This window comes from Priestia koreensis (assembly GCF_001274935.1).
GTDB classification, from domain to species: domain Bacteria; phylum Bacillota; class Bacilli; order Bacillales; family Bacillaceae_H; genus Bacillus_AG; species Bacillus_AG koreensis.
This window is the reverse complement of sequence record NZ_LILC01000011.1, coordinates 243903-260544: the sequence shown is the minus strand read 5'-3', so window position 1 is coordinate 260544 and position 16642 is coordinate 243903. Positions and strand designations below refer to the sequence as shown.

The following is a 16642-nucleotide window of genomic DNA, read 5'->3' as shown; positions in this document are numbered from 1 at the left end:
ACTCATGGGCGACCTTCTGGCGCTACCTTCCTAAGAAATCTTTCAGCAGTTGATTTCTCTCTCTAAAGGGGTAGAATACCGTACTCTTCCCAATCGTGGTATTTTCCTATGTAAGTATACTACATATAGTATATGAAAAATCTATAAGTCGTCAATAAGCTTAACCATTTTTTTAGTATGCTATTCACTTTGTCTCTTTATGTGCTCGTTAGTTCTCTGTGGTGAACCATTTTCTCTTTCCAACATATAGTAGTATAGGCAAATACACAGGATAAAGGAGCAGGTTCCATGAAACGAAAGTTTAATTTTAATTCCATGCAAGCACAGAAATGGTTAAAAACGATCGGAGCAGGGTGCGCTCAGTTTATTATTCCATTGACCATTTTTCAAGCGGTACGCACCCTGTTCTTCCCATCGATTTTAGATGTGTTTCTCCTCATTCTCTTCGTGCTGCTTTCACTCGCCATTTATTTAGAATGGATTTAACTTTGTGACTGAGCTGCTGCTTCTTCAGCCAGCTTTTTTTGTTGTTCTGCAGACACAATTTGAATGTTGAGCTGTTCAATATTTTTCAGCTGCCAAAACGCGTATAGAATACTGCGTACGTGTCCGACTTCATCTCGCTCGCTTCTTCTCGTATTATAGTTCGAAATAGCTCGGTACACGCTCTCTGGAAAAGCTAAATAGCTGTGTAAAAGGAGCATTTCATCACCCGTTAGCTTAAAATGCTGCTGATAGGTCGTAAACCAATCATAGCTTTCCATACTTGGAATGGGATACGTTCGGTTTGACCTTGAATAAAAGGACACCAAATCGTAAATCGGGGAAGCAGCTTTTGATTTTTCGAGGTTAATAAAATAGCCGTTCCCGTTGTTGTCATACACAAAATGCTTCGGTGATAGCTTCCCATGGATCGTCACTAGGCGCATTTTTTCTTTTTCTTTCACTTGCTCATACCAATCGTCAAGCTTGCCACGACCGAAATCAATTGCTTTTACGGCATCCTGGTAAAACGTACAAAAGCTCAGCTCAAACGGTGACATATAAATTCTTTTCTCGCATTCCCCAATAAAATTCTCAAGCTCCTCTTTGCGCTGATCCCAAGCAGTCGTGAGCTGGTCGTAATGCTTTTTGATGTCATCTTCTGTCACCTTTACTTCATGAGAAGATAAGGCGTGCATATTCGCAAGCTCTTGAAACAGCTTATGATAACGAATATCTCGTTCTTCCTTTTGATCGTTCACAAGCCATGGCATCAGATAAAAGGTTTGCGAACCATTTTGAACCGTATATTGGCCGTCAACTGTTCGATAAACAGGAACCATCTGCATAAATCCCTTTTGATAAAGGCGCTGAATACTTTGGATGAACGACAGGCTGCGCAACGTCGGATCATCTAGTTCCTTTAGTGCATATACTCCTCGGTCTGTATAAATCTTTTTCACTTTTCCGTAATCCTCAATAAAATTGACCTGCAGCTGATACGCTTGTAAAAGCGGCCCGTAGTCAATTGGCGGTGATTGATTTATCATATAGGGCTCACTCCTAAACGAAAAGAAAACAGCTGATAGACAAGCTTCAACTGTTTTCTTCGACTTTTTTATTGTTTATAAGTAGGAATATTAATGAGTTGGCCTTCCTTTAGTCGCTCATCTTCTTCTATGCTATTCACGCGTAAAATTTGCTGCACGTTTAGGCTGTAGCGATGAGCAATTTGCTCGAGTGATTCGCCTTCTTGAACAATGCACACTTTTAAGCGAGTAAAGTCCTCTTCTGCATTTTTTGAAAAGAGCTTTGTAAGGTATAACGCATTTTCCTTCCTTTTTTCGCCGCTTTCCTGCTTTTCCTGACGAATATCAATCACCATTTGTTCCGCTGGTTCGCTCTTTTTATTTGTCTCTTCAAACTCAGCTACATACGGTTTGTAAGCAGTGTGTCGAATGACTTCCTCGACTGGCTCAGGTTCGGAATAGACGACTGGTTCTTCCTCTTGCCACTCTGCTGTTTCTCTTTCCTGCTGCGCTACCTCTTTTTCCTGCTCTTGTTCTACCGTTCTGGCATAGGAAACAGGCTCTTCCTCGAAGGTTTTTTTCACTTCTACTGTGAAAGGTTCATTAAACTCATCGTCCGCTTCAAACGTTGGCTCTGGTGTGAGCGGACGTTGACTGAATGAAGCAAAGTAATCTTTTACCTCTTCGTACTCAACCTCCTGCTCTTGCTCCGCTTCGGCTGTTGATGAGCGATACAAAGCGTCAACTTCTTCTTCGGTTACTTCTACCTGCTGATACTCCTCATAAGAAGAAATTGGCTGGTCGCGATCAAATGTAACTTCTTGAAACTCTCCATACGGCTCTTCTTGTACCTCTTCTTCTTGAAGCGTATAATCTGATTCTCTTGCAGTGCTTTGTTGCTCACCGTATAATCCTGCAATCGATAAATCTGCTACCACCTGTAAGCAATCTGCAGACGGTAAGTCGTAATCAAACGACTCAATCGCAACAAACACTTGATCGACGCTTTGGATTCGGTTACGTGGAATGGTAATATCGACTGGAAAGTAATACGTAAATTCATTTGTTCCGTCCTCACGAGTATGAACGTCTTCTACCTGTTTTCCATGTGTATATTCACGCAAAGATGCTTCGAAGTCTTCATCATATTTTTCATATTCCCCGGTTAAAGTTAATGCTCCACGGATGGAAACATATTGCTCATATTCATGAATAGCGATTTCTGGATCAAGTGAGACAGACATAAGCTGCGCCACTTCCTGTCCTTTTTGAAACCATACAGATTCTTCAACAGAAAAATGCAAAGACGATTGATTATCTTGTGACAATGTATGCTCCTCCTTTCAAAAACACATCGACAAATAGCGGTGTCATTAAAGATGTATGAAAAAAGAAGGGCATTTATTACTTTCTTTTAAAAATAAGCAGGTAAAATAACAAAAGCACCGCAGTCGCTGCGATGCTTTTGTCTTATCCGCGGATAACCGCGAACGCTTTTTCGGCTGCTTGAATGGTTTTCTCAATATCTTCATCACTATGTGAAGTAGATAAGAATAATCCTTCAAATTGAGATGGTGGCAAGAACACGCCGTTATAAGCCATTTCACCATAGTACGTCGCAAAATACTCAAGGTTTGACGTTTTCGCTTTTTCGTAGTTCACAACGTCTTCATTTGTGAAGAAGAAGCCAATCATTGAACCCGCACGATTAATCGTGTGCGGAATGTCATATTTTTCAGCCGCTGCTTTGAAGCCTTCTTCTAAACGATCTGCTTTACGTCCGAACTCTTCATATGATTGAGGTGTAAGCTGACTTAACGTTTCGTACCCCGCTGTCATTGCTAACGGATTTCCTGAAAGAGTTCCAGCTTGGTAAATCGGACCGCTTGGCGCGATTTGTTGCATGATTTCTGCTTTTCCGCCGTAAGCGCCTACCGGTAGACCTCCACCGATTACTTTTCCAAGACATGTTAAGTCTGGTGTCACACCGAAATAACCTTGTGCACATGTATAATCCACACGGAATCCCGTCATCACTTCATCAAAAATAAGTAATGATTGATAATTGGTTGTAATTTCACGAAGTCCTTCTAGGAAACCAGGCTGTGGCGGAACAACACCCATGTTTCCAGCAACAGGCTCAACAATTACGCCTGCAATGTCCGTACCGAACTGTTCAAATGCGTATTGAACGCTTTCTAAATCATTGTACGGAACGGTAATCGTATTGCTTGCGATTCCTTCTGGAACACCAGGGCTATCTGGAAGTCCTAACGTTGCTACTCCGGAACCGGCTTTAATTAATAACGAATCGCCGTGCCCATGATAGCACCCTTCAAATTTTAAAATCTTGTTGCGGCCTGTATACCCGCGTGCAAGACGCAGAGCACTCATTGTCGCTTCTGTTCCTGAGTTGACCATACGCACCACTTCAATAGACGGAACGCGTTCAATAACGAGCTTTGCTAGTTTATTTTCGATTAGAGTCGGTGCACCAAAGCTTGTCCCAAGCTCTGTTACCTTTTTCAGTGACTCGACAACCCGATCATTAGCGTGACCATGAATTAACGGTCCCCATGAAAGAACATAGTCGATGTATTCATTTCCATCGATATCATAAATTTTAGAACCTTTCCCACGCTCCATAAAGATTGGATCAATATCCACTGATTTAAAGGCACGAACAGGGCTATTTACTCCACCTGGCATTAATTGCTGTGCTTCTAGAAAAGCTGCTTTTGATTTTTCGTAGCTTGGCATTGTCATGCTCCTTCCAAATTCGCTTTTTTCTACTTATTAGTTTATCGTTATTTCCATTACTTCCACAAGTTTCAAGAGATACTTTGCGCTTAAAGCGCTGACTTAAGCAGATCGTGCTGCTTTTAGTACGATCTGCTTAAGCCTAGAAAGCTAGAGAGTACCCTACCCTCCAGCTCTCTAAGTTTGTTATCTCGTTAACCAACGAGCAGCATCTTTCGCATGATACGTAATGATAATATCTGCACCTGCACGCTTCATTCCAGTTAATGTTTCAAGTACAATTTGTTCCTCGTTAATCCAGCCTCTTTCAGCTGCCGCTTTAATCATGGAATACTCACCGCTGACATTATAAGCAACAACCGGCAAGTTAAAGTTGTTTTTCACGTCGCGCATAATATCTAAATAAGAAAGAGCCGGCTTCACGATTAAGAAGTCTGCACCCTCTTCTACGTCAGATTCTGCTTCTCGTAGAGCTTCTAGGCGGTTTGCTGGGTCCATTTGATATGTTTTGCGATCGCCAAATTGTGGTGTAGAATTCGCCGCATCACGGAACGGACCATAATAAGCGGAAGAATATTTCACTGCATAAGACATGATTGGAATATCTTCATATCCAGCGTTATCTAAGCCCTCACGAATGGCAGCTACAAAACCGTCCATCATATTTGATGGGGCAATAATATCTGCACCCGCTTTTACTTGGCTAACCGCTGTACGAGCTAGTAAATCAAGTGACGGATCGTTGAGGATTTTTCCGTTCTCCACTACGCCACAGTGACCGTGATCCGTATACTCACACAGACACGTATCTGCAATAATTAAAAGCTCTGGGAACTTTTCTTTAATAACGCGAATCGCTTCTTGTGTAATTCCATGGTCATGATACGCACCGGTACCGACAGCGTCTTTTTCATCAGGAACCCCGAATACCATCACAGATTGAATGCCAAGATCCACAACTTCTTGAATTTCTTCGTGAATACGATCAAGTGAAAATTGGTATACGCCTGGCATAGATGCTACAGCGTTCTTTTTGTTCTCTCCTTCTACGACAAACACAGGATACACAAAGTCTTCTACGTGTAGATGTGTTTCACGTACCATCGAGCGAAGTGCTGATGAGTTACGTAATCGACGATGACGCTTAAACTGTAAGTCTTTCATAAGTATTGCCTCCTCTAAAACGGTTCATTCGAAAGCTGTTCCACTAACGCGTGAATCATGCCTTCTGTCGTATATTCCTGAGGTGTCAAACACCTCGTAAATCCTACTTTTTTTGCGGTCCTTTCTGTAATAGGACCGATACAAACAATGATACACCTCTTAGATTGTTCCTTCCAATCAACTGCTTGAAGGAGCTCTGTAAAGAAACGAACGCTTGATGAGCTTGTAAACGTAACGGCATCAATCTCGCCGCTTTTCATCACCGCTACTAGCTCCTCTTTTACTTCTTCATTTGGAACCGTCTCATACACAACAAGATCACATGTCTCTATTTTATGCTCCTTTAAACCATTTAAAAGAACAGGACGAGATAAATTCCCTCTTATGAGTAAAACCTTATCGGACGTTGTAAGCGTTGATACAAGTTCAGCTAGTAATTTTTCAGCGACAAACTCCGTTGGAACTAAAGTTGGTGTAAATCCATACTTCGTAAGTAAGCGCTTTGTTTTTTCTCCAACTACCGCTATTTTTTGGTGCTTTATTGACTCTTTATCAATCTTAAACGCGTCCAAAAAATCAAAGAAAAACTTCACGCCGTTCTGACTCGTAAACACGAGCCACGTGTATTGCATCAGGTTTTGTAACACATTATGTATATGTTCAGTATGCTGAACGGGCTTTTGAAGCTTTAAGAGCGGAATCGTGACCGGAACGCCTCCGAATTCCTCGATGCTTGCCGCCATTTCTTTTGCTTGTCGGGCTCCTCTTGTAATTAAGATTTTTTTAGAGAAAAGAGGAGCATGATTCATCACTTTTCAAGCTCCTCTTTCACACGATCAATTAACTCTTTTCCACCGCTCGCTGCAATGCGCTCTGCAGCGTCATATCCAAGTTGAACCGGATCTGTGCCAATCAGCTTCTCCTTGTAGATAATCGTCCCATCTGGAGATCCAACAAGCGCCGTAAGCTCAATCTGATCATTCTCTACTACGCGAGCATGTCCTGCAATTGGAACCTGACAGCCGCCTTCCATTTTATTTAAAAAGGCACGTTCTGCTTGGACCATACGATTCGTATGATCATCATTTAACTTTGCAAGTGCCTCTAATACTTCCGTGTCGTCATTACGACATTCAATGCCAAGTGCACCTTGTCCGACAGCTGAGACGCTAACATCTGCTTCTAGATACTCGGTCACAATCTCTCTTGACCAGCCCATACGAGCAAGACCTGCTGCCGCTAAAATAATGGCATCATAATTCTCATTTTTCAGCTTATCAAGTCGTGTATCAATATTGCCACGAATCCATTTAATCTCTAAATCTGGTCGTTTCGCTAGTAGCTGTGCACTTCTGCGCAAACTGCTCGTTCCGATGACAGCTCCTGCCGGCAGTTCCTCTAACGTTTGACCGGTTTTTGAAATAAGAACATCTCTGTGGTCTTCTCTTACCGGCACACAGCCAATCGTTAAGCCTTCTAGAAGCTCTGCTGGCATGTCTTTCATGCTGTGCACGGCTAGATCGATTTCCTTATCAAAAAGCGCTTGTTCGATCTCTTTTACGAATAAGCCCTTTCCTCCTACTTTTGAAAGCGTAACATCTAAAATTTTGTCGCCTTTTGTGACGATCTCTTTAATTTCAAACTCATAAGGAACTCCAAGCTCCTTCAACTGGTTAATAACCCAGTTGGTTTGTGTCAGAGCTAACTTACTTCTGCGTGAGCCTACGATAATTTTACGCATGTTATCCTCCTGATCAAGAATCCCAAAAATGAAAGTTTGACAAACTTCCAAATAAGAAAAAGTTTATTAGTACTAGTAAAAAAAGTGCGACATTCCATATAGCAATAGACTTTCCATAAATCTCCTTCTTCACTCTAACATACATGTACACACTATAGAAAATGAGAACTAAAAAGGACCCAATAACCTTCGTATCATACCAGTAGAAATCGGGGATTTTAATGTTCGCCCAGATTAACCCGAGCAATAGTGACAGTAGTAAGAGCGGTATGCCAATTACGTTAAGTACAAAAGAAAGTGAGTCGAGCTTTGATAAATCTTCTATTCGCAGCAGACGTTTGCCCCACTTTTTCTTTTTTAGTAAATTGTATTGAATTAAGTATAAACTCGACAAAACAAATGAAATGGAAAACGCTCCGTACGATAAAATGGCCATCGTAATATGAATCACCAAAAGCTCTGAGACAAGCTTCTCTGCTTCAATACTTGACGTTGCTTGTATCGGTGTAAACGTATGCAATGACATAATGAAAAAGCCAATAACATTCGTAAAGAACGCAATAAACTCCACTCTAAACAAGCGGTAAATAAGTAATGATAACGAAATAAGTACCCATGAATAAAAATATAATCCTTCAAAAATCGTTAAAATCGGGAATCTTCCTGTTTCAATCATTTTGGCGAGCAAGAAAATCGTTTGCAAAAGCCATACAATAGAAAGTAACCAGAAGGCAGCTGTTCTGACCTTCCGGTTATGAATAAGGAAATCTGTAAAATATAATAAAACGCTGAACGCGTACAGGATAATGATGAGTTCATACACCCTTGTTAAGCTAATATCAATCATCGAACTCCACCTGCTTATGATTGATAAACGGGATCATGAGTGCTCACTGGTTGATATTCATTTTGGGTTGAGTGATTATCCTGCTCCTGTACCGCTTCTTCAATGTTAAAAATCTTCTTAAATAAATCCAATGACTCTATAGCATTGGGTTCTCCTGCTAGCTCTTTCGCATGAAGAATTGGGTCTCGTAGCAACTGATTAATAATGCTCTTTGTGTGCTTGTTTAACACTTTTTTGTCACGCTCTGATAAGTGAGGAAGCTTCCGTTCAATGCTTTGCATCGTCTCACCTTGAATCGTTAGCGCTTTTTGACGAAGTGCAGAAATAACTGGCACAACACCAAGCGTATTCAGCCATTGTTTAAATTCAACAATTTCTGCTTCAATCATCAATTCAACTTTTTCCGCTGCCTGCTGACGTTCTTGAAGGTTCGCTTCTACAATCCCCTCTAAATCGTCAATATCGTATAAAAAGACGCTCTCTAATTCATCAATCGCTGGATCAAGATCGCGCGGAACCGCAATGTCTACCATAAACATCGGACGGCCTTTTCGTACTTTTTCCGCTTCTTTCATAGCGGCTTTTGTGACCATGTAATCTTTGGCTCCAGTGGAGCTAATTAAAATATCAGCCTCTTCTAAGGCTTCTTGTAAATTTTCGATCGGCTTCGCACTTCCTGCAAACTTCGCTGCTAACAGCTGCGCTTTCGCAAACGTGCGGTTCACGACCGTAATTTTTTGCGCACCGCCGCCGTATAAATTTTGGGCTGCCAAATCGCCCATTTTACCGGCCCCTAAAATAACGACATGCTTGGACGACAAGTCTCCGAAGATTTTCTTCGCTAGCTCTACTGCTGCATAGCTGACAGAAACGGCATGTGCGCCAATTTCTGTTTCATGATGTCCACGCTTTGCTAATGTGACCGCTTGTTTAAATAGCTGATTAAATACCGTCCCAATCGTTCCATACTCTTGAGCCGTCAAAAAGCTCGAACGCACTTGTCCGAGGATTTGCGTCTCACCTAGAACCATTGAATCTAATCCACAAGCGACACGATATAAATGTTCGATCGCACTATCGTCTTCATAAATCGTTAAAAACGGAGAGAATTCTTCTTTGTCAATATGAAACCAGTCGGCTAAAAATGCCTTTACATAATAACGACCTGTATGAAGCTGATCGACGACTGCATAAATTTCTGTTCGGTTACACGTTGATACGATAATATTTTCAAGTACACTCTTTTGTGTACGTAACACTCCCATTGCAGACGCTAATTCTGATTCATCAAAGCTTAGCTTCTCACGTATTTCAACAGGGGCGGTACGGTGATTAATACCTACTGCGATAATATGCATGTTTGCATACCCCCTCGTAAAGAACTATAGATTTTTTTCCTTCATCTATTATAACATGTTGAAAGAGCACTTTAATAAAAAAAATGTGAACAGTATATGAAATCCTGTGATAAGATAATTGTTATCTGTCCATTCGTAAAAATAACAGAATCGATCTTATTACTCAAGTTTCCTGTTTGAAGCTTTTGGAGGTACATATGAAAAAACAATCTGTATTTTTTGGCACACTTTTAGTTGGGTTTGGTCTGATTTTCTTCGCTAAAGAGTTTCACCTAGCCATTGGAAATGCACTCAATAGCTGGCCTAGCTTACTCATCATTGTTGGGATTGCGCTTTTGGCACAGTCACAAAAAACAAATGACAATACATATACACTGACAGGATCAGTCTTAATTTTTCTTGGCGCTCACTTTCACGCCGTGCATTATCTCCCATTTTGGCCGGATCAAAATGCGATGGTTTTACTTATGATCGGTATCGGTTTTGTTGCAAGCTACCGACAAATAAAGATCGCCTTGTTCCAAGGCACAGTGCTCATTGTAGTAGCTCTCATCCAAATGTTTTGGGAGAAAATCCTTACATGGTCAGAAGTGTTCAAAACACAATTTACATCTTTCGGGAAATTTTGGCCCCTCCTTTTACTAGTTATTGGTTTGTATTTATTATTTTTCAAAAAGAAGTAAAGTATGTAAAAAAGGTGGAACAGTTAACTGTTCCACCTTTTTTACATAGAAACACATTTTTTACATAAAGCTCTCGATCGCTGCCCACGCCTCTTCTTTTCCAAGACCTGTTTCAGATGAGAATAGTACTACTTTATCTCCCTCTTCTACTTGAAGAGCAGAGTAGACGATCTTCATGTGCTTTTGCCATTTCCCTTTTGGAATTTTATCGGCTTTCGTCGCGATCAATATCACGGGAATTTCGTAATGCTTTAAAAAGTCATACATCATAATATCGTCCTTGGACGGCGGATGACGTAGGTCAACGATTTGTACAACAGCCTTTAACGGATCGCGGTCCGTTAAGTACGTTTCAATCATTTTCCCCCACGCTTCTCGTTCCTTTTTGGACACTTTCGCAAATCCATAACCTGGAACGTCGACAAACATTAATTTTTGATCCAAATCATAAAAATTAAGTGTTTGTGTTTTCCCTGGCTTTGATGAGATACGAGCTAGTCCTTTACGACCAAGCATCTTATTAATAAAAGATGACTTTCCTACATTTGAACGCCCTGCCAAAGCAAACTCCGGAAGTCCACCTTCTGGATATTGCTCTGGGCGCACGGCGCTTATAACAATTTCTGAATGATTAATCTTCATTACTTCTCTCCTACTAGCGCATGCTTTAGTACCTCATCTAAATGAGAGACCAGCACAATTTCGATTCGTTCACGAACACTGTCCGGAATATCCTCGATGTCCTTTTCATTATCATACGGAATTAAAATTTTCGTCAACCCCGCACGGTGAGCACTTAGTGATTTTTCTTTTAATCCACCGATTGGCAATACGCGGCCACGCAGCGTAATTTCACCTGTCATCCCTACTTCTTTGCGAATCGGTTTGCCTGTTAACGCTGAAATGAGCGCCGTTGCAATCGTAATACCAGCAGATGGACCATCTTTTGGAACGGCTCCTTCTGGTACGTGAATGTGTATATCATATTTTTCGTAGAAATTTTCTTCAATGCCTAATTCCTTCGCCTTAGAACGAACGTAGCTAAACGCAGTTTGAGCGGATTCTTTCATCACGTCGCCAAGCTTACCTGTTAAAACAAGCTTTCCTTTTCCTGATGAAAGACTGACTTCAATCGCTAGCGTATCACCGCCAGCAGCTGTATAAGCTAGACCAGTCGCAACCCCTACTTGATCTTCAAGTTCAGCTTGACCGTAGCGGAAACGTGGTTTACCTAAAAATTCTTCTAGGCTTTTTTCTGTCACGACCACTCGCTTTTTCTCTTCGCTTACAATTAATCTCGCTGCTTTACGACAGATTGAGGCGATTTCACGCTCAAGGCTACGTACTCCAGCCTCACGCGTATACAGACGAATCAATGCCATCAACGCATCATCACGGATTTGGAGCTGCGACTTTTGTAGACCATGATCTGCTAGCTGACGAGGAGCTAGATGGCGTTTCGCAATTTCAAGCTTTTCTAACTCTGTATAACCTGCAATATTAATGATTTCCATACGATCACGTAAAGGACCAGGAATCGTAGCTAGGTTATTTGCTGTCGCAATAAACATAACGTTCGATAAGTCGTATGGCTCTTCAATATAGTGATCGCTGAAATTATGGTTTTGTTCTGGATCTAACACCTCAAGTAAAGCAGAAGATGGATCTCCTCTGAAATCATTGGACATTTTATCAATTTCATCCAATAAGAAGACTGGGTTAATTGTCCCTGCTTTTTTCATGCTCTGAATAATTCGGCCTGGCATTGCTCCTACATATGTACGACGATGACCACGAATTTCAGATTCATCGCGTACACCACCAAGAGATGCACGTACAAAATTACGATTCATTGAAGTCGCAATGGATCTTGCTAGGGATGTTTTCCCTACGCCAGGAGGTCCTGATAGGCACAAAATAGGCCCCTTCAGTGATTTCGTTAATTGCTGAACGGCTAAATACTCAAGAACACGTTCTTTTACTTTTTCAAGGCCATAATGCTCATCATCCAGTACTTTTTCTGCACGCTTGATATTTAAAATATCTTCCGTTGCTTCTGTCCAAGGGATGGTTACGAGCCAATCAATGTAATTGCGGATAACAGAGCTTTCTGCAGAACTTGCTGGGATTTTTTCGTAGCGATCTAGTTCACGTAGCGCAACGGCTTTCGCAGACTCTGACATACCCGCTGCTTCAATTTTTTCACGCAGTGTCGCTACTTCTCCCGTTTTTCCTTCTTTGTCTCCAAGCTCTTTTTGAATGGCCTTCATTTGCTCGCGAAGGTAATACTCTTTTTGAGTACGCTCCATGGATTTCTTTACGCGCTGACCAATTTTTTTCTCTAGCTGAAGCACTTCTTTTTCATTTTGAATGAAGGAAATGACTTTATTCAAACGCTCTTTCACATCAAGCGTTTCTAAAATGTCTTGCTTACCAGGAATTTTAAGTGGTAAATGCGATGCAATAATATCAGCCAATCGCCCAGGCTCTTCAATATCAGAAACCGTTGAGAACGTTTCGGCTGACACTTTCTTAGAAATTTTTATGTATTGATCAAAATACTCAAGAAGCGTTCTCATTAAGGCACGATCTTCTAGGTCACCTTTGTACGCCTCATCATACGTATCAATTTTCACTAAGAAAGAGTCATCAACTTCGTCAAAAGACTGAATGAATCCGCGTTGAAGTCCTTCAACTAACACCCTCATCGTTCCATTTGGCAACTTAAGCATTTGCTTAATTTTCGCCAATGTCCCCATTTCAAACAAATCATTTTGGGAAGGGTCATCAATTCCCATATCCTTTTGGGCTACTAAAAAAATTAAATTATCGTCCACCATGGCTTTTTCAAGCGCTTGGACCGATTTATCACGACCTACATCTAAATGCAGGACCATTGTTGGATAAACTAATAAACCTCGCAGTGGCAGGAGGGGAACCAGCATTTCTTCACCGTTTGCCATCAAATGAACACCTCCAGATGTTTGATAAATGATTATGTATCATGTGAAATCTTTTACCAATTCTATCTTATTTGTATACACATGTCTAATCATAGTAATTACTTATTTTATCATACTTTAATTCGCAATTCTGCTTTTTGATTCGTGGAAATGTGCAAGATGAGCATTTCATGAAAAGGAGTCCTTTTCTAATCTATTCCTCATTTATCGTAAAATTCTCATATGCCCTATTCTTATAGTGCGCTTTGTTTTCTTTTTTAACAATACTCAGCTGCAAAAAACTTTTTCTTTGGTACTTATAACTGATCTTCTCTCAAATAAAAAAGCAAAGCAGTTCTTCTGTTCAGACAGAACCGCTTCACTTTCATCGTTTTCCTATACTTACATAGATTCGGTTTTCGGGAATCCTTTTTGTTCTTTAAATTGTACAAGATGATCATCCAGTTGTTGAAAGGCAATCGCAAACACTTCATCCAAGTGCTTTACAGGTGTCACCTCAATGTTCTTCAGCTCATTGACCATGCTGTTCATGTTCTCGTATGGAATAATCACGTTTTGAACGCCCGCTTGTCTTGCTGCTTTGATTTTTGGAATGACGCCGCCAATTGGCTTCACTTTTCCATGAAGACTAATTTCTCCCGTCATAGCAACCGTATTTTTGATCGGAATTTCATAGATAGCTGAATAAATCCCTGTCGCCATCGCAATCCCAGCTGACGGTCCGTCGATCGGCACGCCGCCTGGGAAATTCACGTGAATATCATATTCATCAGCGGGAACGTTCATCGATCGTAAAACCGTCACTACATTTTCAATCGAGCTTTTTGCCATACTTTTTCTTCGTACTGACTTACCTTGTCCACCAATACTTTCTTCTTCTACGATTCCAGTAATATTAATCGTACCTTTTTCTTTTACCTTCATGGCCGTCACTTCAATTTCTAACAGAGACCCTGAATTAGGTCCATGAACAGCTAAACCATTCACAACGCCAATTTGCTCTTTATCATGGATTTTCGGATCATGGCGAGGGCTTAATTGACTAGAGTGAACCACCCACTCAAGGTCCTCATCTTTAATGTGCTGGCGCTCTTCGGAAATCGCTAATCCCGCACCGATTTGAACCATATTTACCGCTTCACGGCCGTTTCGTGCATATGTAGACAATACTGTTAGTCCTTGATCACTCATCGTCATATGGACTTTGTTTGCAGCTTTTTGGGCTACTTCCTTCACTTCATCACGCTCTAACTCACGGAAAAATACTTCTAAGCAACGTGAACGAATCGCCGGTGGAATTTCGTTAGGTGTTCGAGTCGTTGCCCCGATTAATCGAAAATCGGCCGGTAGACCATTTTGAAAAATATCATGAATATGCGTTGGAATTTGCGGGTTTTCCTCACTGTAATAGGCACTTTCCATAAATACTTTTCGGTCTTCAAGCACTTTCAGTAGCTTGTTCATCTGAATCGGATGAAGTTCCCCAATTTCATCAATGAACAATACGCCTCCATGCGCGTTTGTTACTGCTCCCTGCTTAGGCTGAGGAATTCCAGCTTGCCCCATTGCTCCAGCACCTTGGTAAATTGGGTCATGTACAGAACCGATCAAAGGGTCAGCGATGCCGCGCTCATCAAATCTTGCTGTCGTTGCATCAAGCTCAACAAATACGGCGCTCTGCTTGAATGGCGATTTTTGATTCTTTTTCGCTTCTTCTAGTACAAGTCGTGCCGCAGCTGTTTTTCCAACTCCAGGCGGTCCATAAATAATGACGTGCTGAGGGTTTGGTCCACAAATTGCTGCTTTTAAAGACTTAATCCCATCTTCTTGTCCCACAATATCTTTAAAAGTAGAAGGACGTACCTTTTCTGCTAACGGCTCAGTGAGTGAAATAGAACGCATTTTTCGAAGCTGATCCATTTCTTTACGTGATTCTCGATCAATTGAGACCTTTTGTGTACGCTGATTACGTAACAAGTTCCAAAAATACAATCCAATTACGATTCCGAAGAATAATTGGACGATTAACGCGATGTTAGTCCAGTTCATACGTAACCTCCTGCAAGCAATAATGTTTCATAATTATTGCTAGTATCTCCCTGCATGGATATGAATAAACCGACTTCCATAATATTTTCAAAAATAACGAATTTCTGTGCAACAAAAAAGAGGCTGATTAAAATCAGCCTCTCTCCTATTGCATCATTTATGCAGATGTTTTACTGCCTTCTTCAACTGTTGAACCGTCTTCTAGTACTAATTTAGGCATTGCTTGGTTTCGAACCGTATCGCCTGTAATAATACATTTTACGATATCCTCACGAGAAGGTAATTCAAACATAATTTCTTGTGTAATTCCTTCAATGATTGAACGTAAACCACGTGCACCTGTTTTGCGCTCAATTGCCTTTTTCGCAATTTCTTCTAATGCTTCTGGTTCAAACTCTAGCTCTACGCTATCAAGTTCAAGCATTTTTTGATATTGCTTTACAAGTGCGTTTTTCGGTTTTGTTAAAATCTCAATTAGAGCTTCTTCATCTAACTGTTCAAGGTTAGCAATTACCGGTAAACGACCGATGAACTCAGGAATTAATCCAAATTTCAACAAGTCTTCAGGTAATACTTTTGAAAGAAGTTCTTTATCTTCGATTTCAGCTTGTTTCGCTTCAGAACCGAATCCAATTACTTTTTTACCTAGACGGCGTTTAATAATTGGTTCAATCCCATCAAATGCCCCGCCGCAAATGAACAAGATATTTGTTGTATCGATTTGGATGAACTCTTGATGAGGATGCTTTCTTCCACCTTGTGGCGGTACGCTTGCAACAGTACCTTCTAAGATTTTAAGAAGCGCTTGCTGAACCCCTTCACCTGATACATCACGTGTAATAGATGGGTTTTCAGATTTACGTGCTACCTTATCAATTTCATCGATATAAATGATTCCTTTTTCAGCTTTTTCAACGTCATAATCAGCCGCTTGGATTAGTTTTAGAAGGATATTTTCAACATCTTCCCCTACATAACCAGCTTCTGTTAGAGACGTTGCGTCCGCAATCGCAAATGGTACATTAAGAATACGAGCTAAAGTTTGAGCAAGTAATGTTTTACCGCTACCAGTTGGCCCGATCATCGCAATGTTACTTTTCGCTAATTCAACATCATCAATCTTGCTGTTTGAATTGATGCGTTTGTAATGATTATATACGGCAACAGAAAGAGCACGCTTCGCTGCATCCTGTCCAATTACGTATTCATCTAGGATTTCACAAATCTCTTTTGGTTTTGGAACATCCTTGAATTCTACTTCTTCTTCTGAACCAAGTTCTTCTTCGACGATTTCCGTACAAAGCTCAATGCACTCGTCACAGATATATACCCCTGGACCTGCTACTAGCTTGCGAACTTGGTCTTGCGTTTTTCCACAGAAAGAGCATTTTAACTGCCCTTTTTCATCGTTAAACTTAAACATAATTTCACCCCTTATGGATTTTGTAACATGCTTTAAGTAAATTCCCATCCATTTCATGAGCCGGTAGAATGAATGTACTATTTTCAAATGCAAAATGCATGATCGTACTGACGGGGATACACATTTGTACTGCATTTTAACAT

The 16642-nt window shown here is 40.8% G+C and carries 14 protein-coding genes and 1 other annotated feature (1 of these 15 running past the window's edge); of the genes, 2 read left to right on the top strand and 12 right to left on the bottom strand.

Annotated features, from left to right (window positions below):
* Nucleotides 1-106: a binding site (T-box leader), on the bottom strand; it reaches 135 nt to the left of the window's first position.
* Between the two features lie 182 nt (nt 107-288).
* Nucleotides 289-486: a hypothetical protein gene (locus tag AMD01_RS08510; protein WP_053400961.1), complete on the top strand. Its 198-nt coding sequence runs from the start codon at nt 289-291 to the stop codon at nt 484-486.
* Here AMD01_RS08510 and ysxE read toward each other — a convergent pair.
* From ysxE to hemA, 8 genes are all read right to left on the bottom strand, one after another.
* Nucleotides 483-1532 carry a spore coat protein YsxE gene (gene ysxE / locus AMD01_RS08505; protein WP_053400960.1) on the bottom strand — a complete coding sequence of 350 codons (1050 nt, stop codon included), beginning with the start codon at nt 1530-1532 and terminating at the stop codon, nt 483-485. The genes AMD01_RS08510 and ysxE overlap by 4 nt on opposite strands.
* 68 nt (nt 1533-1600) lie before the next feature.
* A complete protein-coding gene (spoVID, locus tag AMD01_RS08500; RefSeq protein WP_053400959.1) occupies nt 1601-2839 on the bottom strand; it encodes a stage VI sporulation protein D in 1239 nt (412 codons plus the stop codon).
* A 142-nt stretch (nt 2840-2981) separates the two neighbouring features.
* A complete protein-coding gene (gene hemL / locus AMD01_RS08495; RefSeq protein ID WP_053400958.1) occupies nt 2982-4271 on the bottom strand; it encodes a glutamate-1-semialdehyde 2,1-aminomutase in 1290 nt (429 codons plus the stop codon).
* Nucleotides 4272-4457: 186 nt separating this feature from the next.
* A complete protein-coding gene (gene hemB, locus AMD01_RS08490; protein WP_053400957.1) occupies nt 4458-5435 on the bottom strand; it encodes a porphobilinogen synthase in 978 nt (325 codons plus the stop codon).
* Between the two features lie 14 nt (nt 5436-5449).
* Nucleotides 5450-6244: a uroporphyrinogen-III synthase gene (locus tag AMD01_RS08485; RefSeq protein ID WP_053400956.1), complete on the bottom strand. Its 795-nt coding sequence runs from the start codon at nt 6242-6244 to the stop codon at nt 5450-5452.
* Entirely contained in the window at nt 6244-7176 is a 933-nt protein-coding gene (hemC, locus tag AMD01_RS08480; RefSeq protein ID WP_053400955.1) for a hydroxymethylbilane synthase, read from the bottom strand. The genes AMD01_RS08485 and hemC overlap by 1 nt, the downstream gene beginning before the upstream one ends.
* 13 nt (nt 7177-7189) lie before the next feature.
* Nucleotides 7190-8023, bottom strand: a complete 834-nt coding sequence (locus AMD01_RS08475) for a cytochrome C assembly family protein (RefSeq protein WP_053400954.1) — start codon at nt 8021-8023, stop codon at nt 7190-7192.
* 14 nt (nt 8024-8037) lie between these two features.
* The gene (hemA, locus tag AMD01_RS08470; protein WP_053400953.1) at nt 8038-9381 is read right to left on the bottom strand and encodes a glutamyl-tRNA reductase; all 1344 of its coding nucleotides are present in this window, start codon (nt 9379-9381) and stop codon (nt 8038-8040) included.
* 197 nt (nt 9382-9578) lie between these two features.
* Between hemA and AMD01_RS08465 the strand changes: the two genes are divergently transcribed.
* A complete protein-coding gene (locus tag AMD01_RS08465) occupies nt 9579-10064 on the top strand; it encodes a LiaF transmembrane domain-containing protein (protein ID WP_053400952.1) in 486 nt (161 codons plus the stop codon).
* A gap of 60 nt (nt 10065-10124) precedes the next feature.
* Here AMD01_RS08465 and yihA read toward each other — a convergent pair whose 3' ends face one another.
* From yihA to clpX, 4 genes are all read right to left on the bottom strand, one after another.
* The gene (gene yihA / locus AMD01_RS08460; RefSeq protein WP_053400951.1) at nt 10125-10706 is read right to left on the bottom strand and encodes a ribosome biogenesis GTP-binding protein YihA/YsxC; all 582 of its coding nucleotides are present in this window, start codon (nt 10704-10706) and stop codon (nt 10125-10127) included.
* A complete protein-coding gene (gene lon, locus AMD01_RS08455; RefSeq protein WP_053400950.1) occupies nt 10706-13027 on the bottom strand; it encodes an endopeptidase La in 2322 nt (773 codons plus the stop codon). Before lon ends, yihA begins: the two co-directional genes overlap by 1 nt.
* 381 nt (nt 13028-13408) lie before the next feature.
* The gene (gene lonB / locus AMD01_RS08450; protein WP_053400949.1) at nt 13409-15076 is read right to left on the bottom strand and encodes an ATP-dependent protease LonB; all 1668 of its coding nucleotides are present in this window, start codon (nt 15074-15076) and stop codon (nt 13409-13411) included.
* Between the two features lie 157 nt (nt 15077-15233).
* Entirely contained in the window at nt 15234-16499 is a 1266-nt protein-coding gene (gene clpX / locus AMD01_RS08445) for an ATP-dependent protease ATP-binding subunit ClpX (protein WP_053400948.1), read from the bottom strand.
* Nucleotides 16500-16642: the final 143 nt, after the last annotated feature.